Source organism: Novosphingobium sp., assembly GCF_027486195.1.
Taxonomy (GTDB): Bacteria; Pseudomonadota; Alphaproteobacteria; order Sphingomonadales; family Sphingomonadaceae; genus Novosphingobium.
In genome coordinates, this window is record NZ_JAIXPP010000126.1 from 20,126 (window position 1) to 39,462 (window position 19,337).

The 19,337-nt window shown below is 59.8% G+C and carries 16 protein-coding genes; 13 read left to right on the plus strand and 3 right to left on the minus strand.

The window, feature by feature from the left end; all coding sequences use genetic code 11:
• Positions 1-96: 96 nt before the first annotated feature.
• The 3 genes from Q0071_RS21565 to Q0071_RS21575 all read right to left on the minus strand — a co-directional run bounded on the left by Q0071_RS21565 (position 97) and on the right by Q0071_RS21575 (position 2,542).
• The gene (locus tag Q0071_RS21565) at positions 97-594 is read right to left on the minus strand and encodes a hypothetical protein (RefSeq protein WP_298174523.1); all 498 of its coding nucleotides are present in this window, start codon (positions 592-594) and stop codon (positions 97-99) included.
• Complete coding sequence (locus Q0071_RS21570; protein WP_298174525.1) at positions 588-1,382, minus strand: hypothetical protein; 795 nt, start codon at positions 1,380-1,382, stop codon at positions 588-590. Before Q0071_RS21570 ends, Q0071_RS21565 begins: the two co-directional genes overlap by 7 nt.
• A gap of 62 nt (positions 1,383-1,444) precedes the next feature.
• The gene (locus Q0071_RS21575; RefSeq protein WP_298174527.1) at positions 1,445-2,542 is read right to left on the minus strand and encodes a hypothetical protein; all 1,098 of its coding nucleotides are present in this window, start codon (positions 2,540-2,542) and stop codon (positions 1,445-1,447) included.
• A 1,155-nt stretch (positions 2,543-3,697) separates the two neighbouring features.
• Between Q0071_RS21575 and Q0071_RS21580 the strand changes: the two genes are divergently transcribed.
• The 13 genes from Q0071_RS21580 to Q0071_RS21640 all read left to right on the plus strand — a co-directional run bounded on the left by Q0071_RS21580 (position 3,698) and on the right by Q0071_RS21640 (position 19,115).
• Positions 3,698-4,249 (plus strand): transcription termination/antitermination NusG family protein, encoded by a 552-nt coding sequence (locus Q0071_RS21580; protein ID WP_298174529.1) that lies wholly within the window; start codon positions 3,698-3,700, stop codon positions 4,247-4,249.
• Between the two features lie 349 nt (positions 4,250-4,598).
• Complete coding sequence (locus Q0071_RS21585; RefSeq protein ID WP_298174531.1) at positions 4,599-5,870, plus strand: nucleotide sugar dehydrogenase; 1,272 nt, start codon at positions 4,599-4,601, stop codon at positions 5,868-5,870.
• The gene (locus Q0071_RS21590) at positions 5,867-7,141 is read left to right on the plus strand and encodes a glycosyltransferase family 4 protein (RefSeq protein WP_298174533.1); all 1,275 of its coding nucleotides are present in this window, start codon (positions 5,867-5,869) and stop codon (positions 7,139-7,141) included. Before Q0071_RS21585 ends, Q0071_RS21590 begins: the two co-directional genes overlap by 4 nt.
• 11 nt (positions 7,142-7,152) lie before the next feature.
• Positions 7,153-8,562 (plus strand): O-antigen ligase family protein, encoded by a 1,410-nt coding sequence (locus Q0071_RS21595; RefSeq protein WP_298174535.1) that lies wholly within the window; start codon positions 7,153-7,155, stop codon positions 8,560-8,562.
• 207 nt (positions 8,563-8,769) lie between these two features.
• The gene (locus Q0071_RS21600) at positions 8,770-9,306 is read left to right on the plus strand and encodes a polysaccharide biosynthesis/export family protein (protein ID WP_298174537.1); all 537 of its coding nucleotides are present in this window, start codon (positions 8,770-8,772) and stop codon (positions 9,304-9,306) included.
• Positions 9,307-9,317: 11 nt separating this feature from the next.
• The gene (locus Q0071_RS21605; protein ID WP_298174539.1) at positions 9,318-11,546 is read left to right on the plus strand and encodes a polysaccharide biosynthesis tyrosine autokinase; all 2,229 of its coding nucleotides are present in this window, start codon (positions 9,318-9,320) and stop codon (positions 11,544-11,546) included.
• 53 nt (positions 11,547-11,599) lie between these two features.
• The gene (locus Q0071_RS21610; RefSeq protein WP_298174541.1) at positions 11,600-12,721 is read left to right on the plus strand and encodes a hypothetical protein; all 1,122 of its coding nucleotides are present in this window, start codon (positions 11,600-11,602) and stop codon (positions 12,719-12,721) included.
• Between the two features lie 104 nt (positions 12,722-12,825).
• Positions 12,826-13,956 (plus strand): glycosyltransferase family 4 protein, encoded by a 1,131-nt coding sequence (locus Q0071_RS21615; protein WP_298174543.1) that lies wholly within the window; start codon positions 12,826-12,828, stop codon positions 13,954-13,956.
• The gene (locus tag Q0071_RS21620; RefSeq protein ID WP_298174545.1) at positions 13,953-15,428 is read left to right on the plus strand and encodes a flippase; all 1,476 of its coding nucleotides are present in this window, start codon (positions 13,953-13,955) and stop codon (positions 15,426-15,428) included. The genes Q0071_RS21615 and Q0071_RS21620 overlap by 4 nt, the downstream gene beginning before the upstream one ends.
• Before the next feature lie 42 nt (positions 15,429-15,470).
• Entirely contained in the window at positions 15,471-16,742 is a 1,272-nt protein-coding gene (locus tag Q0071_RS21625) for a hypothetical protein (protein WP_298174547.1), read from the plus strand.
• Entirely contained in the window at positions 16,739-17,719 is a 981-nt protein-coding gene (locus tag Q0071_RS21630) for a glycosyltransferase family 2 protein (protein ID WP_298174549.1), read from the plus strand. The genes Q0071_RS21625 and Q0071_RS21630 overlap by 4 nt, the downstream gene beginning before the upstream one ends.
• A 4-nt stretch (positions 17,720-17,723) precedes the next feature.
• Positions 17,724-18,533 (plus strand): glycosyltransferase, encoded by an 810-nt coding sequence (locus Q0071_RS21635; RefSeq protein WP_298174551.1) that lies wholly within the window; start codon positions 17,724-17,726, stop codon positions 18,531-18,533.
• A gap of 9 nt (positions 18,534-18,542) precedes the next feature.
• On the plus strand, positions 18,543-19,115 hold the full coding sequence (locus tag Q0071_RS21640) for a hypothetical protein (RefSeq protein ID WP_298174553.1): 573 nt from the start codon (positions 18,543-18,545) through the stop codon (positions 19,113-19,115).
• Positions 19,116-19,337: the final 222 nt, after the last annotated feature.

Sequence of the window (19,337 nt, forward strand, 5' to 3'; positions counted from 1 at the left end):
CATTATTCTAGACATGCGGCAGACCCGCGAAATAGCCATTCAGGTTATCGCGGTAGTTTCCAATCAAGCGCTTGGAAGCCCGTGCTGGTAGTGCGATTATGTCCAGACGTCTCCGGTTGGCACCGGCAGGATCGCCATGCAGGCGCACGGGTCGTCAATCACCAGCAATGCCGTGCGCGACCAAGGGGATTGCCCGAAGCTGAAGGCACCGCGCAGCCGCAGCCGCACAAGTTCTGCCATCAGCCGCACGCGCGAGATCTGCTGGTCGGTCCACTCGCCAAACGCGTAGCTGGTTCCCGGCTGAAGCGTTGCGGATTGAAAGTCGTCGGCCAGATTCGAGATCGACAGTGCACGAACCCGCACATCCGCGCCGCAGAGCGGCGAACGGGCGAGGAGCGCCACCTCTGCCGCGCGCGTGCTGCGGCCCCATGCCTGATTGACCTTCAGTTCGGTGCGATAGCCAGCCCGCCGGAAGACCTGCCCTGTCCGTTGGAGCAGGGCACGCGGATCCTGCGGTTCCTGCTGCAGGATGTGCGGAACCGTGCTCACAAGGGCCGCAAGAAACGCGGCGCGCAGGGCCCAGGTGCTCAACACCGCCGATTTGCCCAGCGCGATCCGAGGCTGCACAAGGCGACTGTCACCAGCGAGAGGCCGACGCCGAACATCTCCGCACCCTCGCCGTTGTGCCAATACTCGTAAGCATCCAGACTGCGTGCCATGAGGACCAGCCGCACGGTGTTGAGCAGGATGATTGCCAGCCACACCATTCCGATCGAGGCAAGGTTGCGCCGGGTCCATGCTGCGCCGTCAAGTATGGCGATACTGGTATAGCACAGCGACACGAGCGAGAGATTGGCGAAGGACGAACACGCCATCCCAACCGTGATGCCCACGTCATTCGGCGGGGTGATGTGATTATCCGACCAGGTGGAACCCGGCACGGCGGCCGTCATCAGCACACCGGCGAGGGCCGTGTCCATTCTCAGGATCACGTCGCCCAAAAGGAGGACGACCAGACGCGATCCGATCCGATAGAGGCCGATCGCCATGAGGATGACAGCGAACTTGCGCTGGTTGTCTGACCAGCCCTTCGTACGAAGAACGATCCATCCGATCAGCAGCAGGCCGACATACAGCATGTTGCCTGACAGCATCATCGTCAGTCCCAGCAAGGAAACAACCGACCAGACCTGCCCGGACGTTGCGGCCGGGGTCAGCTTGTCGCGAACGAGCAGCGTGATTGCACATCCCCAGACGATGACCTCGATCATGCTCCAGGATGCGCGATCGGTTCCCGCCGCCAGTTCGGTTGCCATGATGCCGGCCATGCGCAGCGCGGAGCACAGCAAGGCGACCCACAGCAGCAACTCGCGCGAAGACATGTGCGCGAGGCCTGCAGCGCACACCGACAGGCCGGCTGGCCTGCGCAGGGCCCATCTCCCGTTCACTGCGCCGAGTACTTGATGACGGCTTTGGATCGAAGCTCGTCGATTGCTGCTTTCAGGCGCCTGTCGAGGTTCTGCTTGTTCACAATCTCGCGCGCGGCTTCGAGCTGGATCTCCGGCGGCGTGTTCGTTGGTACCCGGCCTTGGATGACGCCGATAAGGGCTGCACGACCCTGGGGCATTACGAACACATCGCCGGGTTTCATTTTCAATAGCTTGTCAGTCACTGGTGCAGGCAAATCAGCGCTGTCCAACGTCTGGAGCCTCCGTCGATACGGGGCCTGCACCTCCTGAAGGTAGCGTTCCGCCCTATCCATCGTTGCGAACACCACCTCCGGATTCGTTGGGCTGGTCGAGAGGACGCAGTTGAAGCCGTCGATGACGAAGGTCTGGCGCTCCGCAAACACGGCGGGATGTGCGGCCATGAACTGCCGGGCCTCCTCGTCACTTGCTGGCGGCGGGGGCGTGCCGGCAAAGCGCTGCACGACGGTGTTGGCGAGGATCATTGCATCAGCGCGCGCACGCAAGGCCGCTGTGCGCGGATCCTTTGTCATGCCCTGCTTGCCTGCAATAGCAATGAGCAAGTGCCGTTCGATGATCCGATCCAGCAATTGCTTGCGTGCTGAGGCGCTGAGCTGACTGTAGTCAGCACCAGCTGCAATGACCTCTGCAGCAAGCTCGGAACGGGTAATCGGCTCGTCATTGACGGTCGCAATGGTCTCGCGGCGGATCTGTTCGTGGCGCCAGACTTTATACGCGGCGATCAAAGACCCCGTGAGGAGGGCCACCGCTGCTACCACCATCAGCCAGTAGCGCCGTCGCGACAATGTTGTCCGGAAACGCGCGAGGCGCCGCGCCCATTTGCGCAGTGCGCGTTGAACCGACAGCCGCCGCGCGGGCCTCTTGGGTTTGCGCCAGGCAAACGCAAGCTTCAGCGTCCTGCGCAGTTTGACCCACGTCCGCCCCGGAACCTTTTTTGCCGCTGCCTTGGCCTTTGGCTGACTGCGGGCCTTGCGCGCCATGCGATCGAACAACCGGCGAAGGCGGCGCCAGGCGACGACAACGAACGCAGGCTGGCTATCCTCTGGACGCGACATGGGTACCTTCTTCGGCGCCGCTGGTGTCCATGGTCAGGCAACCGAGCTCGGGTTTCTGGAACCTTCCATTTGCAGCAAACACCCGAAGTTAGCGAGACTTCCAAAGGCGTACGTCCATAGCCGGGAGTTTTACGACAACCGGCTCTGGCGGATGCGCCGGCGTTTCGCGCGATGCTTATCTGATCGAGGTCCCGAGCCGGCAGCGCCTGCTCGCTGATGCCGGTGTCATCGCAAAGTTGCAGGCGGAGATTGCGATCCTGCCGCGGCTAGAACGGGGATGCTTATCCGGCTCCACTTTCGGCGTCAGGTGTTCGCCGGAGAGCAAACTTTGCTTGCGCGGTGGTCCCGATTCACAATGAGACGGCGCAGCCACAGATTGAAAATCCATCACCTAGGTAATCTAGCATATTCAAGGTTCTCTCTTTAAATTATAAAGCACTTGCGGAAGTTTTTACTGGCGGCGGGCGCTGTCCGCTGAGGTTTAGCGAATGGCTATCCGTACCTCAGGTGTGGGCTGGGTGCATTTGCCGGGATGCACTATGGGTGCGAGATATAATGAAGCGGAGCAGCTGATGCCGATGCAACGCCGTCTAGCAGCGATTCTGAGCAATAGTTCTTTGCCTTACGAGATCGATGAGGAGGGGGGGCTTCTACATATCTGACGGGTTTGCATTGCCGTTATGGATATCGGTGGCTACCGGTGGAAAGTTCATAAAAATTTTTACTTATGTCGACGTCCGGGATGGGGTATCGGAAGGCGCTGTGTTGAAATTAGTAAATGAATTAAATGCTTATTATTTTCCGAACTCGATTTCTTATAGGTGGGGAAAGCTTTGGTCGTATTTTTACATTCCCGTCGAAATCCTCCAGGTTGACGCAGTTATTGTCGAAACGACGTTCATCTGTGCAAGTAGTTTTCTGGCCGGCGTCCGTGATCTGGATAAGCACAATATTGTGCTTTGATACCGTCGGCTGTGCGTGCTGACGAATGGACCGCCTGTTTGCTGCCTCGGCTAGAATCTCCCTCGTATCGGCCGGCCAATGCCTTGGAGCGCATCTGAGGGGCGGCCTTGGGCCGACAGACGTAGTCATTTGGGCTATGGAGTTGGACCTTAAAACTATTCAACCAGCCGAAATTTGATCTAACGGGAGTGGGTGTCTTATTCCTCGGCCCCGCGAACATTGACCTCAGCAGAACCCAAGCTGGCGACAAAAAAATGGTACGTCGCCGAGATTTTGCAAAGCAAATCAAGATACGCACTTCAGAATTTGAAGATGCAGGGCTTTACAACTTTTTATCCTCATTTTCAATCTTGTCGAAAGCAGGGCAAGATCTTCCGCAATGTGTTGGTGCCTTTGTTTCCACGGTACGTTTTCATCAACTCTGCGCTGGACCGGAAACAGGTTCGACTTATCAACTCAACCTACGGTGTCAGGGGATTGCTGACCAGCGACACCAGAAGCCCATCCTCTGTCAGTCCTGCTGTCATGCAGGATCTGCTTGATCGCTGCGATGACGCGGGCATCGCATCCAGCGGGCTTTCGCGGGGTGATGAAGTGCGCTTCATTTCGGGGCCGTTCTATGGCCATCTTGCCTCAATCGAGAGCCTTGATGCTCACGGCAGGATCATGGTTCTTTTCCGATTGCTCGGCATGGAAAACAGGTTGGTCGTGGAACCGGCTGCTATCGCACCGGTCGGTCGGTAATGCCATCACCCGGATTGGACGCGGGGAGCGGTTGCGCAGCTGGATTGAACGCGCTGCTTGGAGTTGCTGGCCCAACCCCGTCGAACACTAAGCCCCGATAATCTGAGCGATTTCCAAACCGCGGGGGCCGGCAATGCGGGCATAGGCCATCGGACTATATCATCGCCGGTGTCACGAGCTGTAGGCGGGGGAGGAATTGACGAAATTTCTCCCTGAGCACCTCGATTCTCAGGGAGTGCGGTAGCTTTGCGATATTCATATCAGAGCGATATGTTATCCATCCAAGTAAGTTTGCATTTTCGTCAAGTCAAAATCCCTTGTATATTTTGATCTAAGCGAGGATTGCGTCGTGAAGATTGTCATTTTTGGCTTAGGATACGTCGGCTTCACCCAGGCGTGTTGCCTTGTTAGCCAGGGTCATCAGGTTGTTGGGGTCGATCTCAGCAAAGATAAGGTTGCCAAGATCATGGGCGGCGAGCCGCCCATCGTGGAGCCCGGGCTGCAGGAAATGCTGTTGCATGGCTTGCGAGAAGGGCGCCTTAGCGCGCTTACAGATGTTGGCGACGAACTGGCTGACTGTGACATTGCGGTTGTCTGCGTCGGCACGCCCAGCTCGGTCGATGGCTCGCATGACATGCGCTACATTGCCAACGTCACACAAGACATCGCCGAAAGCCTCGTCAAGCACAGCGATTTTCGCGACCAGCCTCTCGCGGTGGTGTTCCGTTCGACTTTCCGGCCTGGAACGATCGAGGACCTGGTGCAGCCCATTTTTGAGTCCGTGCTGGGGGATGCTTGCGAGGATCAGGTGCAAATTGTCTACAATCCCGAATTCCTGCGCGAAGCGACTGCGGTGGCCGACTATTTTTCGCTGCCCAAGATCGTGGTCGGCACTCAAGACGGCAGGGGCTCGGCCCTGATGGAAGCGCTTTATGCTGACATCGAGGCGCCCTTCTTCAATGTCCCGTTCCGCGTCTCTGAGGCAACCAAGTTCATCGACAACACCTGGCACGCGGTGAAGGTGGCTTTCGCCAACGAGATCGGTCGAATCTGCTTCGGCATGGATATCGATTCCGACAAGGTTCACGAGATTTTCGTTTCGGATACCAAGCTGAACATCTCTGCGCATTACCTCCGTCCGGGCGGGGCCTTTGGTGGGTCGTGCCTGCCGAAGGATGTGCGGGCACTCCAGCGCATTGCCGCCGACAAAGGGGTGAGCACCCAGCTGATCGACTCGCTTCTGCGTTCGAACGATGCCCACAAGCACTGCATGTTTGAACGGGCATCGGCCGAATTGCAGCGGGGCGAACACGTGCTGCTGGTCGGCCTTGCGTTCAAGGCAGGGACTGACGACCTGCGCGAAAGTCCCAACGTCGATCTGGCCCGCATGATGCTCGATCATGGGTTTGATGTCTCGATCTACGACCCTGCCATCGAACCGGAAATGCTGCAGGGCGCCAATCTGGGATACGTCTCGGCCCGCCTTGGCCATCTGGACAAGATGCTGCTGACCCGGGAAGCGGCTGAACGGGGCCGGTTTTCGCGGACTATTGTCTGCAATGCGACCGCCAATTCACTCGACCTGTCCGGTCACCGCATCGTCGCTTTGAGCGCGATATGACCGATTCAGTGGCGATCTGGGCTCCCGATTCAGGCGAACAAGCCGGGGGAATGCTCGACAAGGATCCAGCCAGGTTGCCACTGTCGGACAAGCGGGTTCTCATCATTGTCGAAAATCTGCCGGTCCCTTTCGATCGGCGCGTTTGGCAGGAGTCGCTCGCGCTTCGCGATGCGGGGGCGACGGTCTCGATCATCTCGCCGAGGGGCAAGGGTTTTGAACGCAGCTACGAGTGCCATGAAGGTATCCATATCCACCGGCATCCACTTACCGCAGATGCAAGTACGGTTCTTGGCTACCTGTTCGAATACGGCACGGCGCTGCTCTGGCAGACCATCCTGGCATGGCGGATATTCTTCGGCCGCGGCTTCGATGTGATCCACATCTGTAACCCGCCCGACCTCGGGTTCCTTATTGCGATGCAGTTCCGCCTGTTCGGGCGCCGGTACATCTTCGACCACCACGATATCAATCCGGAGCTCTTCGAAGTAAAATTCGGCAGGCGGGGATGGCTCTGGAGGGCGGTTGTCACGCTGGAGAAGATAAACTTCCTGTGCGCCCGCGTCGTGATCTCGACGAATGAAAGCTACCGATCGATCGCTCAAACGCGAGGGAAGAAGCGGAAGGACGACGTTTTCGTGGTCCGCTCCGGCCCAGATGTCCGTCGCTTGAAGCATGTACCGCCCGACCCCTCGCTGAAGCGCGGACGTCGCTACATGGTTTGCTATGTCGGCGTGATGGGCGAACAGGAGGGCCTCGACCTTCTTCTGCAAGCGGTCTGTCATCTCGTGAATGAATGTGGCCGTACGGATATCGGCTTCTGCCTCGTCGGCAGCGGTTCAAGTCGGAGCGCGATGGAGCAGCTTAGTCACGACATGGGCATTGCGGAGTACGTTCACTTTACCGGACGCATCTCCGATGAGGAACTGGCCCGGGTCCTTTGCTCGGCTGATGTCGGCGTGAACCCGGATCGCGTAAATCCGATGAACGATCTTTCAACCATGAACAAAGTGCTGGAATACATGGCGTTCGGTAAGGCTCAGGTGCAGTTTGCGGTCAAGGAAGGCCGCGTGTCGGCTGGCGAGACCTCTCTCTATGCAGAGCCGAACAATCCAGTAAGCTTGGCCGCGAAGATCCTGGAACTGCTAGACAACCCGGCGCAGCGGGAGGCAATGGGCCGCGCGGCGCAGCAACGCTTCCACGAGAGCCTGTCCTGGGACCATCAGAAGCCTGTGCTGATAGCGGCCTACCAAAGGGCTATGAGCCGGGCCTGATCAGACTGTCGATGACCATTCGACAGGATCAATCCCCGCTGCATTTTACCGCGATGCGCAGAGTAGTTCCGGCCGGTTTGACATATGGCCGTGACAATCGCGAGAATGCGATTGTCACGGGCCTCGTCATGCTCATGACACTCCTGGGTGGTGGCCCGGCCACGGTGCCCACCCCCCGCTTCGTTGCGGCTGTTCTTGCAGCGATAATGGCCGGGGTTCTGCTCGCATCCGTGCGCAATCGTCGGCCACTGCCATTTCGCTTTGCCGACGGACTGGTTGCCGGCCTTGTTGTGCTTATTATCGCCCAGCTCGTCCCATTGCCGGCCTCGCTCTGGACAGCATTGCCGGGCCGCGCTCTCACCATGGACATCGACATGGCGGTATTTGGAAGGCTCGGTTGGCGACCGCTCTCGGTAGATCCTTCGCTCACGGCCGAAACCGCAACCCAGTTGCTGCCTGCACTCGCGGCCTACATAGCCGTGCGCACCGGACCGGCGGCCCGCCTTGTCGCTGTTATCGATGGCGTTCTGATTGCGGGCGGGCTTGGTCTCCTGCTCGGTGCGCTCCAGATGCTGTTCCAGGGTGCCGCGGTTCTCTCGCCTTACTCGCGCGGCGACTATCTGGTGCCGACCGGCTTCTTTACGAACCATAACCATCAAGCGGTGTTCCTCGAGTGCCTTTTCCCTCTCGCGTTGATCCGCACCCGGCTCGCGCCGTGGACTCGGCGACGCTTGCCAGCTGATCTCAAAACAGTGTTGGGCGTCAGCGCTACGGGTGTCCTCGCCTGTGTGGTTCTCGCCACTGGATCGCGGATGGGAACGGCTTTGCTGGTCCCGCTGACAATAACGTCATGGATTGCGCTGCGCGGCGCAAGCAAGATCGGGTTTCTGCGAGCCGTCACCTTCACTGGCGGTATCGCCATGTTGGTCGCCCTGGGCGGAACGCGCCTTGTTGCTTCGCTGCAAAAAGGTGATCTCGCTTCCGATCAGCGTTGGGACTTTTTCCGGGACGCCTGGCAGGCGAACCTTTCCTACTGGCCGGCGGGTGCAGGGCTGGGAACCTTCTCCATCGCCTTCGCCCCGCTTGAGCCACTCGCGCATCTGGGGCCGCACTATCTGAACCACGTCCATAACGACTACCTTGAACTAGCCTTCGAGGCAGGGGCGGCCGGAATGCTGCTGGCGGGTGTCGGGATCATCTGGTTCTTGAGCCGGATGACAATCGCCTATCGGGACAAGGCGGCCACCGACATGCAGATGCTGCACCGCATGGCGTGTATACCTGTGCTTCTCCTGCTGTTGCATTCGATCTTCGACTACCCGTTGCGGACACTAGCATCCGAAATCGTGATGGCTACGTCGATCGCCTTGCTCTCAATTAATTATCCGCCGCATTTCTTTAAATTACACTTGAAGAAATAACGCCGAAATAACTCTCCATGGTCAGTGATTATGCTAAATAACTATCTCAAAACATGCGTTCGAGTATCATTTTATTCGTCAATGGTGTTGATATCAGCTTGCAGAACCTCGCTTCCAATCGCGGACATCCCTAGGTTGCCATCGGCCGTTCTCGATCGGAGTGAGGAAAGTGATGCGCAGAACCAAGCGCTCCATTCCGTTCTTCGCGTGGATGACACTATTTCCATAGCGGTCGCACGTGAACCAACCTTGTCGCTGCCTAGTGTTCGCATCGCCGATGACGGCACGGTGGACGTGCCCTATGTCGGGTTGCTGACCGCCGCTGGTCGCACGCCTCGTGACTTTGCCGAGGAGATTCGGGTTCGGCTGCGGAGGGACTACTTGGCCGATCCGCATGTGTCGGTGAACATCATCGAGTATGCCTCCCACCTGGTGATCGTGGAAGGGGCGGTCGTACGTCCGGGCCAGTTGACCTATAGCAAGGGCACCACGCTGCTTGGCGCGATCGCGAACTCCGGCGGGGCAAGCCGGGTCGCCAAGCTGGACCAGATCGCGATCTTCCGCACGACGGGCGGGGCTCGGCAGGTTGCCGTGTTCGATCTCAAGCAGGTTCGCGCGGGCCGGCAACCTGATCCGCTCCTCGAGCCGGGCGACCAGGTGATCGTGGGCTATTCCGGCATGAGGCAGGCTTGGCAGGATCTGCTGCAGGCTGCGCCGCTCTTTGCCATCTTCTATCGGCTCTGATGGGAAATTCGATGAGTTATCAATCTGAAAGCGCGGCCAGCGAAGCCGATCCCGCTGTGGCTGCTGCTTCGGCGATTGCGCTGCGGGTTCCGGCAGAAAAGGCGACCATTCGCCTGCCGGACATTCTTGCGCTCATTCGCCGCGAACAATGGCTCATCGGCGGCTTCAGCTTTGCCGGTCCGCTTGCGGCTATCGCGCTCACTGCATTGACTCCTCCTGTTTATCAGGCGGTGCTGATGCTTAAGATCGACAACGAGCGGGCAAAGATTGTCGAAGGACAGGCCCTGGTTGATCCCATTGTGGCGCTCAGTGATACCAGCCGCTACCTGACAACCCTGTCGAAGCTGACGACGAGCCGATCCCTCGCAAAGTCGGTGATGGAAAGCCTCTCGCTTGCCAAAGACGACATGTTTCTCAAGGCGATGGGCAAGAGTGTGCCGGCGACGGATCTGCCGGCGGCGCAGCGCGAGAACGAGCGGCGTGAGGCAGTGATCAAGCTTTTGACGGAAAACGTCGGCATGATCGCTCCCGGTGACAGCAGGATTGTCCAGCTCACGTTCAACTCCCGCAATCCGACGCTCGCGGCCGAGATCGCTAACGCCTATGGCGACCGCTTCCTGGCGCAGAACGTTCAGCAGCAAGCGAATGCGAATGCCTATGCGACCAAGATTCTCCGCCAGCAGGTGGAGGAAACCCGCGCCCAGCTCAGTGACGCTGAAACCAAGGCCATCACCTATGCGCAGGAAAATGACCTGATCGATGCCAGCGATGCGGCGTCGGGCGCCGACAACGGCAGCGGCAATGGCAAGGAAGCGGGCGGGGCAAAGTCGATCACCACCGCCAGTCTCGTTGCGATGAACAGCAACTACAATGCGGCAAAGGCGGCTCGCATCGCTGTCGAGCAGCGCTGGCGCACGGCCGAGGTCGCAACCGGCGCCAGTTTCCCAGAAGCGAGGGAGAACAGCACGCTGCAAGCCTTGATGCAGCAGCGTGCAGGCGCGGTCGCCAACCTCGAGAAGCTCCGCACGCACTACGTTGCGAGTCAGCCCGACGTCGTTGAAGCGGCTGCCAACGTGCGCGCTCTTGATGTCCAGATCGCAGATGCAATCCGGTCCATAAAGCTTTCTATAAAAGCGGAGTACAACACGGCGCTGAATGCCGAGCGGGCCATGCTCGATCAAAAGGACGCCCTGGCGGGTGAAACGATCGACGAACAGCGCAAGCGGGTTGAGTTGAACCTGCTGGCCCGCGACGCGGACACGTTGCGCCAGCAATTGCGCGACTTGCTGACCCGACTCAATCAGGTCACCTCGGCCGCTGATGTCGAGAACAACAACATGGTGATCGTCGACAAGGCGGAGCAGCCAGAGCTGCCGGTCAGCCCAAATCTGCTCAAGAACCTGCTCCTGGGTATTGTCGCCGGCATTGGTCTGGGTGTTCTGGCCGCAGTGCTCCGCCAGATCGTCGATGACACGCTGCACACGCCCGAGGACGTCGAAGGCAAACTGGGGTTGCCGCTTCTGGGGGTCACGCCGTGGGTCGGCGATGCGATCAACGAAGAGCTCAAGCGTCCGCTGTCTGGTCTCCGCGAGGCCTATCACTCGATCCGTACTGCGGTCGATTTCGCCTCGGGCGGAAACCATCAGAAGGTCCTCCAAGTCACCTCAAGCGCATCGGACGAAGGCAAGTCCACCGCTTCGCTGGCCATTGCTCAGGATTTTGCGCGGATTGGCCGGAAGGTTCTGCTCATCGACTGCGACATGCGCCGACCGAGCCTCTACAAGCACTTCGGTATCAGCAAGGAAGACAAGGGCCTTTCCGATGTCATCCTTGGTCTGTCCGAATACAACGATGTGATCCATACCGCTGATGATATGGGTCTGATCTTCCTGCCTATGGGCACGATACCGAGCAATCCATCTCCGCTGTTGTCTTCTGATGCCCTGACCGAGTTCTTCGCCGCCCGGCGCCGTGAATTTGACGTCATCATCGTCGACTCGCCGCCGGTCATCGGACTAGCTGACTCGCCGCTGCTGTCACGACACAGTGACAACGTGATCTTCGTCGTCGAGGCCTCGCGTGCGCACTACGGACAGGTCAAGGCCGCCATCCGCCGCATGCGCAATCACGGCGCAAGCGTCCTGGGCGCGGTCGTATCGAAGTACGATGCGCAGACATCGGGTTACGGATACCAGTACGGCTACGGCTACGGCTACGGCTACGGTTACAACTACAGCTAGAATGCACAGGCTCACGGCAGGCGGATTACATGTGTCTGCCCCCGCCGCTCCCCATGCCGATGATCGTGACAAGACGCAGATTAGCAGCTTTTGGATGCACACTGGTGCTATTCGCGGCCGTCTGCTGCCTGGCGGGGGCACGATTGCTGGTTGCGGTGAACCGAGGAGACCTTGCCGCGTATCTCCCATATGGCGCCATCGCAGTCATGCGAAGCGAATTGCACGGAACCGGCAGCGACGCGCAAAGTGATGGTGTGCTGGCGGCCTTGCAGACGAGTCCGTTGATCGCGTCGGCTTTGAACGCACTGGAACTGCGCGCATCCGCAGAGAAAGTGCCCGATCAGTCGCGCGGCGCCCGGTTTCTCCTTCTGGCGGGCAGGCTCGGATGGCGTGACATCAGCGTACAACGCAAACTGTACAATATGGCGGTTAGTGCGAGCGATTTCGGCAAGGCGGTCGAGCATGCGGATGCAATCATGCGGGTGGCGGGCTCGCAGGAAGATCTCGACAACAGCTTGCGGGTAGCCGCCAACGTGGCGGCCTTCCGCACGGCCCTGCTCCCTTACTTTCGTCAGCAAGCGCCGTGGACCAGTCGCTGGCTGGTGCTTTCCGTCAATGCACTGTCCGATCCGGCGGTTGTTGATCTTGCACAAGCCATCCCGGCGCGGGCCGAGGAAAATGCCTTTGGCACTGCGGCGCAAGTCATGTGGGCACTCGTGGCGCACGGCCGATTCAAGCCTGCGCTGGAAATCGACTCCGCCATTCGCGAGGGCGGCCAGACTTTGCCGCTGAGGCTTGAATGGCCTGCTCGGCCGCGCAATCCGGACAGCCCCTTCGCGTGGCAGTTGGGCAAGGGCTATGCCATGAAGCAGGGCAGGTCGAACAGACTCGAGGCCATCGACGCGGACAGGCTGGGGCTGACCTATCGGTTGTTGGCCTTGCCGCCCGGTGAATACGAGATGAACGTTACCCAAGGACAACAGACCCCCGGCACATGGCAATGGGCCATGGGCTGCGGCATCAAGCCCTTGGCCGTTGCCTGGCTGCTCGAGACCAAAAACGAGTTTTCGGTTGAGGACGATTGTCCGGTGCAGTGGATCGCTCTGCGCGGCGATCTGACCTCGACGCCCCTTGATGTGATGACCATCCGCGCGCTCGATGACGACCAGCAATGAGGCCAGCCAATCTTCATCAACGCGTAGGACGTCTTGCGCTTTTGCACGTCACTGCTGATTATCCTGATGCGCTTGATGTCCGCAAAACACCTGCGGTTCGGAATTTGGTCGACCTCGTCGCCAACGACTTCGACCACCGCGTGATCTCGCTCAACCGCAGCATGCCGGACTGGACTGCAGTGACTGGAATGGCAACCGGTCGGCATTCCCCAATCCTGGAACGCCGCACGGGCTTCAGGCTGGAAAGCTTACGTTATGCCGGCTTTCCAAAGGGCATCCTGCACGCGACTACCTTGCGAAAGCTGGCGGATGGATTGTGCAACCTGACTGATGATTGTCGGCGCCCAGATCTCCTGATCGGGTACAAGCTGTCCATCGAAGGTCTCGTTGTCGCCGAAATGGCGCGCCGGCTTGGGCTGCCCTATGCCCTCGTTGTGCAGGGCAATACGGACGCGAAGATCGTTGCGGCACGGCCGGATCTGCGCAGATTATTTGCGTGGGTACTGCAGGGTGCCGAGGTGGTTTTCTCGCTTGCGCCTTGGGCCATCGCACGGATCGAGGCCCTGCTGCGGGTTCGAGCGAGGACCATTATCCATCTGCCGTGTCCGATCGCGCTGGACCAACCGATTGCGCCCAGGGTCACAGGCGCAAGTCTGATAACTGCATTTCATTTGCGCCACCATCGGCTCAAGAATTTCACCGGGCTTGCACGGGCCGTAAGCCTTGCGCGCCGGATCGACAGCACTCTTGAACTAGAGGTTGTTGGCGGCGGGGACGCACGGGACACGGCCGTGGTCCGCACGATAGCCCAGCGTTCTCGCGGTATCCGGCTTGCCGGTGCAGTGTCCAACAGGGACATGGCAGCAAGATACAATGACGCTGCGGGCTTTGTGCTGCCAAGCCGGCGGGAAAGCTTCGGGATGGTGTTCCTCGAAGCGCTCTTTTGCGGCGCGCCGGTTGTCTATCCTGCAGATCGCGCCATCAGTGGATGGTTCGAGGATGAGCCATTTGCCATTCCGGTTGATCCCGAGGATCCTCGCGCGATTGCCGCGGCCATGCTGCACATCAAGAGGGACGAACCGCGCTTGAAACGAGCGCTTTCGAATTGGCAGACATCGAGTGCGGCCGACAAGTTCAAGCGGGCCTCGATCGCGCGCGCCTTTGAGGGCGGTCTGCGTGCTGCGGCGATGGCCAGCAGTGCTGCGCCTGTCCCTGCGTATGGCGATGCAGCATGAGCCTCGCACGCCACACAACCTACAATCTGGTGGGGACGGTTCTCCCGATCGTATTGGCGCTGGTCACTGTGCCGATCTACCTCAAGCAGATCGGCGCTGAACGTTACGGCGTACTTTCGCTGGCGTGGATCATCCTGGGCTATTTCGGCGTTTTCGATCTCGGCCTCGGACGGGCTGTCACGCAGCGTATCGCCGCATCGCGCGGCGATACGGCCGAGGCGAGGGCAAGGATCATCGGCACCGCGCTCGTTGCCAACCTGGTGATCGGCCTGGCTGGTGCAGCAATTCTGCTGCCGGCAGTCTACTATGTGTTCCAAGGCGGGATCGGCATGTCCGCATCCCTGCGGTCCGAAGCCTATGGCAGCGCACCGATCCTTGCGTTGGCGCTTCCGATATCGACCACCTTCGGGCTGTTGAACGGCGCCTTGATAGGACGCGAGAAATTTGCTTCGGTCAATGCCATCGGCGTCGTCTCGTCGGTGCTCTTCCAGATCGTCCCGCTGTCGGCCGCCATCTATCTGGGCAATGACCTGAGCTACTTACTGCTAGCCTCGATTCTCGCGCGCGGCGTGGGAACGGTCATCCTTGCGCGCGAGTGCCAGAAGGAGTTTGGCGTATCGGCCTTCGTGAAATTCGACCGGGCCTACCTATCACAGTTGATCCATTATGGCGGTTGGGTGACCGTCACGGGCCTCATCAGTCCGCTGCTCGTGGTCGGTGACCGGTTCTTCATTGGCAAGGCGCTTGGGGCGGCGGCTGTTGCGGTCTATTCTCTGCCAACCCAGATCACTTCGCGCCTCAGTCCGCTTGCGGGTGCACTTGGAAACGCCGTGTTCCCCAGGCTTGCTGCTGCCGACATGGAGGAAGCCGATCGCCTGAGCGAGCTGGGAGCCCGTGTCCTTTACGCCTGCATGACTGCTCCGGTCGCGTTTGGGATTGCAGTGATGGCACCCGCCATGGAGCTCTGGCTTGGCAGCGAGCTAGGCAGTCCCGCCGGACCCGTCGGCAGGGTGATGCTGGTCGCTGCGTGGATCAATGTCTTCGGACAAGTCCCGTTCTGGCGATTGCACGCGCAGGGCAGGCCGCGGGCCGTCGCCCTCGCCCACCTTGCGGAGATCGTTGTCTACATTCCCTTGCTGCTGCTGCTGGTGGCCAAGCTGGGTCTGGTGGGCGCAGCGCTGGCTTCGCTGGGGCGGATGGCCATCGATGCTGCGCTGCTGCGCAAGATGGCAAACTGCCGTCTCGTCGGCTTCGCCAGCTTTGCCGGCGCATTGTCCCTTTTTGCAGCAGAGGAAATCGCGATCCGGATGTTGGAGCCCGGACTGCCTGGCAGCCTGATGATCGCGGCACTTGCTGGCGTCCTGTCAGCACGACTGAGCTGGTTCGTGCTGCCGACAGAAGGCAGGGAGGCAGTCATTCATCTTCGCGTACGATTTCTCCGGCGCCTCGTCGGCAAAGTCGGCGCGGCATAATTCTGCGCAGTCCGGTATGGGCGGGGCGCAAAGTTCCACACTATGAACATAACTGACATCAAACCAGAAAACGGCTTGTCACTGCGTTGGGCGGTACTGTTCGTCTATGCGCTCCTCTTGCCGCAACAACTATTCTTCACGGCGCTGGACTTCGTTGTATTCCCCTACCGGCTCATCCTGATTTGCATGCTTCCGGGCATCGTGTCCGCCTACATGAGCCGCAAGGTCAGGGCGACTTTCGCCGACCTGGTGGTACTGACCACCATCGTTTGGATTTTCCTGTCGCTTTCAATCACGATCGGGCTCGAGAAGGCCATCGCGAACGGAGGCGCTTCGTTGCTGGACGTCGGTGTGTCCTATTTTGCCGCGCGCTGCACGATCACGTCAACCCAGCGGGCGCGCGTGCTGCTGGTCAGGCTCGGGCCAGCGTTTCTTCTTGCCGGTATGTGCGTTATCTTCGAGACACTGTCGGGCCAGTATCTGCTTCAACCGTTCATGGCCAAGATGCTGGGCGTCAATTTGCAATCGGCGCTGTTCGCTTCGGTCAATGATCGCCTGGGGCTGATTCGCGGAACCGGACCTTTTTCTCATCCCATCCTTGGCGGATTACAGCTGGCCAGCATCCTGCCACTGTTTCTCCTTGCGAAGATAAAGTTCGCGCCACGCATGATCGGCATCATGGCGGCGGCTTGCTCGCTTGGAACCGTCAGCTCTTCTGCAGTGATCGCGTTGTTTCTTGCAGGTGGCCTGGTGGGATATGAATACCTGGGCGCGCAACTCAACTTCCTGCGGTGGAGAACCCTCGTTGTTGGCACAGCCTTGATCGCGACCGGCTTGCAGCTGATGACGCAGGGCGGCATCGTCGGGATCGTCGTCAACTTCATGACTCTCGACAAGTGGACGGCCTATTACCGGACACTCGTCTGGAAATACGGCGTGATGAACGTCGCCATGCATCCGCTGTTCGGTCTTGGGTCACAGGATTGGCTTCGGCCTGCCTGGATGCCCGGATCCATCGACAACTATTGGCTTTACATTGCCATGTCATACGGTGTGCCCGAGGCTCTGCTGCGCATTTCGCTTCCGGTCATCGTCGCTTTCACAGCGGGATGGGGAATGGCCGCACTCAATCGCTCCGACCGGCGCGTGCTGCTCAGTTATTCCATCACGATCATCATCCTGACCTTGATGGCTTTCACAGTGTCGTATTGGGGCATCACCCAGGCCTGGTACTATTTCCTCATAGGAACAACATTGTCGCTGGCACAAGCCGGACACCGCTTCCCCGAAACGGCGGGGACCGGCGCCTCATGAGCTTGCTGGTGTCCGCAACATCGATTGGCGTGCCGCAGGTCAGCGTACTGGTGGTGGCCTTCAATTCGCTTGAGCACATTGGCCTGTGCTTGCGTTCGGTCTTCGCAGCAGCCGGCAGCCTGGTGATCGAAGTCCTTTTGATCGACAACGGCGTCGACGGCACTGCCAGCTTTGTCGCGCGCAGTTTTCCCGAGGTCACGCTGATCCCCAGCCGCGGGAACATCGGGTTCGGTGCAGGCAACAATGAGCTGGCCCGCCACGCCAGGGCGCCACTCCTGCTGTTGCTGAACCCCGATATGGTGGTCTCGCCGGATGCCATTGCGCATCTGTTTGCCCTGAGCCGCAAGCAACCTGATGCTGCAGCATGGGGCGGCGTTACTCTCAGCGAAGATGGCAGTGCCGACGTTGCCAATCACCTCCGCTTCCCCCGCCTGCGCGATTTTCCCGCACGCCTCGCTTTTCAAGGTGATCGTGCTGCCGCTCCCGAGCGGGCAATCGGGTCTCGGGACACGCCGGTGGAACTGGTGACTGGCGGCTTCGTGATGATCAGTCGCGCGGTCTGGCATGAGCTTTGCGGATTTGACGAACGCTTCTTCCTTTACTGCGAGGAGAGCGATCTCTTTTTGCGAGCGCGCAAGGCCGGCCGTGTCGTGTGGCGGACGCCGCGCGCGACCGCGATCCATTTCACCGGCAGTGGCAACAGCCTTGCCGCACCGCGCCTCCTGTACCAAGCGACGGGCCTGTCTCAGTTTATGCACAAGCATTGGCCGTGGCCCAAGGCGTGGGCAGGCGTAATGCTGTTCTGGCTGATCGCTTTGGAGCGCTACCTGCTCGGCTGTCTTGCCGGTTGGTTCTGGCGCTCGGCAGGGCGGGTCGGCACCGCGTACAGGCTGGTCACGCTCCACCCGCAGCGGTGGATGAGGGGCTATGCCAGCGCTTACTGGGTGCGCCGTCTCGGTCGCGGTGAGGTTCGATAGACCAATGATGCAGCATTTCGTCATCACGAGGTTCAACATCGCCAGCGAAGGGCGGGAAGCGGCAATCCGCAATTCGGCCGGTTGGCTTGATCGCCGGTTCGACCTGTTCGAGGCCTATTGTCTGCCCAGCATGGCCGCACAGACCGTCAAGACATTTCACTGGCTCGTCTATTTCGATGAGGCGACGCCGATACCCTATTATGAACGGATTGTCCGCGCCCGGCAGTCGATCGACTTCGAACCCCGGTTTGTGGGGCCCTTCGATCAGGCCTTGGTCGCGCGGGATGTCGCCCAGCGGACAGGCGACGATGCCCGGATCATACTGACCAGCCGGATCGACAATGACGACGCCGTTGCGCAGGATTTCATCGAACGGATTCAGGACGAGGCGTCGCGCGCGCCAGTGGGCTGCGTGCTGAACTTCCGCAACGGCCTCGCCTTGCAGGATGGCAAGATCTACACGGCGACCGATACGAGCAATCCGTTCACGACGCTGATCGAAGCCGGTGGGCGGTCTGCGCAGACGATCTGGGCCGCGCGCCATCACGAACTCGGCACCAAGTGGACCGTACTTCAGGTTCATGGCCGTCCCGCTTGGTTGCAGGTCGTGCACAGCGAGAACGTGTCCAACCGGATCAAGGGCGCAAGGGTCGGTGACCGCATGGCAACACGGGCCTTTGCGCTCGATCCTGCGGTGAACCTGCTGCCGGTTTCGCGCGTGGAACTGCTTTGGGATTTGCTGGTGGGCTATCCAATGAGGGTAGGTCGCGAAGCTGCGATTGTCCTCGCCAAGCGGCTGATCGGTCGGCGCTGAACTGGCCTGATGTTGCTGATTGCCGGAAGTCTTGGTGATGTCCTCGCGTGTGCGGCCATGCTCTTCGCCTGGTCGCAGGCGCCTCGTCGCTCAGGCATGCCCAGGCGGCGGCAGTGGCTCCTTCTGGCATTGCTTTTTGCAGCTCTTGCCATCGAGAAGGCGCTGCACCTTGATGCGGTTGCGCACGAGTCCATGCGCGCCATTGCAAACCGGATTGAAGTCTACAGCGCGAGACGCGGTGCGCAGGCTGCGGTTTTTCTGGCGGCTGTCGCGGGTATAGTCTGGGCCATGCAGCGCGCGCTCAGGCAGCGGGGATTGCCGGTCGTTGTTTGGCGAATCCGGTTCCTCGGTTTCCTGTTGCTGGGCCTTGATGTCATCCGCGCAGTCTCACTGCATCAGGTCGATCAGATCCTGTTCGCTTCGGTGTGGAGACTGCACCTCAATCACCTGCTGGAGGGAGGGCTGACGGCGCTCCTCCTATTCAACACGTGGCTCTGTCTTCGAGCATGGAAGGTAAAGAAGTATCGAACCGCCGAGCTCTCAGGTCGGCCTTCGGCAAGCCGCCGTGATCGCAAGCGATAATACCCGTAAAACGCCGCTCAATTCATTATAAGAAGGATCAAGCCATGAGAATATTCATGTCAGCCATGCTACTTGCCATGTCAGTAGTATCGGTCCCTACGGAAGCCGCATTCGCTCAGGGCATGGTCGTTTCGACTGGCGATTCGGACGAATGTACGCCGCAGGCACCAGCCAAGCGAGCATCGAGCGCTAAGCGCAAGATTTCCAGGCACAAACGGGTCG

Coding starts and splice junctions, on each gene's coding strand:
- Q0071_RS21640 (WP_298174553.1), top strand. CDS start 18,543: ATGTTGCTGATTGCCGGAAGTCTTGGTGATGTCCTCGCGTGTGCGGCC.
- Q0071_RS21620 (WP_298174545.1), top strand. CDS start 13,953: ATGAGCCTCGCACGCCACACAACCTACAATCTGGTGGGGACGGTTCTC.
- Q0071_RS21595 (WP_298174535.1), top strand. CDS start 7,153: ATGACCATTCGACAGGATCAATCCCCGCTGCATTTTACCGCGATGCGC.
- Q0071_RS21570 (WP_298174525.1), bottom strand. CDS start 1,382: ATGTCTTCGCGCGAGTTGCTGCTGTGGGTCGCCTTGCTGTGCTCCGCG.
- Q0071_RS21625 (WP_298174547.1), top strand. CDS start 15,471: ATGAACATAACTGACATCAAACCAGAAAACGGCTTGTCACTGCGTTGG.
- Q0071_RS21605 (WP_298174539.1), top strand. CDS start 9,318: ATGAGTTATCAATCTGAAAGCGCGGCCAGCGAAGCCGATCCCGCTGTG.
- Q0071_RS21590 (WP_298174533.1), top strand. CDS start 5,867: ATGACCGATTCAGTGGCGATCTGGGCTCCCGATTCAGGCGAACAAGCC.
- Q0071_RS21610 (WP_298174541.1), top strand. CDS start 11,600: ATGCCGATGATCGTGACAAGACGCAGATTAGCAGCTTTTGGATGCACA.
- Q0071_RS21630 (WP_298174549.1), top strand. CDS start 16,739: ATGAGCTTGCTGGTGTCCGCAACATCGATTGGCGTGCCGCAGGTCAGC.
- Q0071_RS21575 (WP_298174527.1), bottom strand. CDS start 2,542: ATGTCGCGTCCAGAGGATAGCCAGCCTGCGTTCGTTGTCGTCGCCTGG.
- Q0071_RS21635 (WP_298174551.1), top strand. CDS start 17,724: ATGATGCAGCATTTCGTCATCACGAGGTTCAACATCGCCAGCGAAGGG.